Raw genomic sequence first — 1,087 nt, forward strand, 5'->3', positions numbered from 1 at the left:
GTACCTTCAGACCGCTCAATCAGCGCCCTCGTGAATAAGGCGGGCTCAGGGGACAAACTCCACACACGAAGTCGAAGAGCCAAAAATTTCGATTAGTACTGCCATTTTGATGGCCTTATTTCCCGCTTTTGTTGCTGAATATCTTTAATCTGCTCTTGAGTTAACAATTCACTTACTTAAGGGAGTTTTGTCTATGAGCTTAGACGAAGAAAAGAATCAGTATCTTTCTGACTTATGTATATGTAAACGTTATAAAATTTCGCGATCCACTTTGTGGCGTTGGATAAAAGATGGCCACATGCCGGCTCCAGTAAGAATTGGGCCGCGAGCTGTGCGGTGGTCGTTATCTGCGCTCCTCTCTTGGGAACGAAGCAAACAAAAATAAATGTTCTTCGTCATTTCTCGAGAGTCATGTATGAAGTCATCAAAACAATACGCTGCAGCCCAGAATCGGGCTGTAGTCGTTAACAATTTTTGACAGTAAATTATTTGAAATTTGGGAGAGTGTTTTGATGGATTTTAATAATCCAACCTTGCTTAAACAGCTAGCTGAAGATCGCGAATCGCGTATATTAGCGCTAATGGATCTTGATTTGTCCATTGATGAAGGTTTTAAAGAACGTATTGAACAGATTAACTGTGATATACAAAAAGTTCACTTATTAGCAGTTTCGATAGCAGATGTTTTCTGGGAAGAGGTGTATGAAAGACAAAAAAGAGGTGAGAAAGGCAGTAAAATCGGAATCCGCGTTCGCCTTCGAGAATACGCAACTGAAATATCTTATTATAAAGAATCATTTACAGTAAAGAATGGTAAATCCAACTTTAGAAAAGGGCTTTATATAAAGAAGAGCTCAGAAAATAAGTATCTTGAACGTGATATTGCAAAGCTGTATGGATGGGAAAAAGAACTAATTAGAGAAATGGAAAAATCATTTGCGTATTGTCGAGCGATGTCGAAATCTCTTGTTGATGCTAGACGTCAATTGCGTCGTGCACATGCGCAGCTTGTAAATATGGTCTAGTTTTTAATAAAAAAGTTTGCCCTAGCCCGGATTTCTCATAGCACCTCAGCAAGTATCTTACC

2 protein-coding genes are annotated in these 1,087 nt (G+C 39.3%); both read left to right on the top strand.

The window, feature by feature from the left end:
- Positions 1-193: 193 nt before the first annotated feature.
- On the top strand, positions 194-385 hold the full coding sequence (locus INT21_RS20810) for an AlpA family phage regulatory protein (protein WP_193085512.1): 192 nt from the start codon (positions 194-196) through the stop codon (positions 383-385).
- A 127-nt stretch (positions 386-512) separates the two neighbouring features.
- On the top strand, positions 513-1,025 hold the full coding sequence (gene mobI, locus INT21_RS16995; protein ID WP_193085513.1) for a conjugative transfer protein MobI(A/C): 513 nt from the start codon (positions 513-515) through the stop codon (positions 1,023-1,025).
- Positions 1,026-1,087: the final 62 nt, after the last annotated feature.

This window comes from Halomonas sp. 3F2F, assembly GCF_014897805.1.
Taxonomy (GTDB): domain Bacteria; phylum Pseudomonadota; class Gammaproteobacteria; order Pseudomonadales; family Halomonadaceae; genus Vreelandella.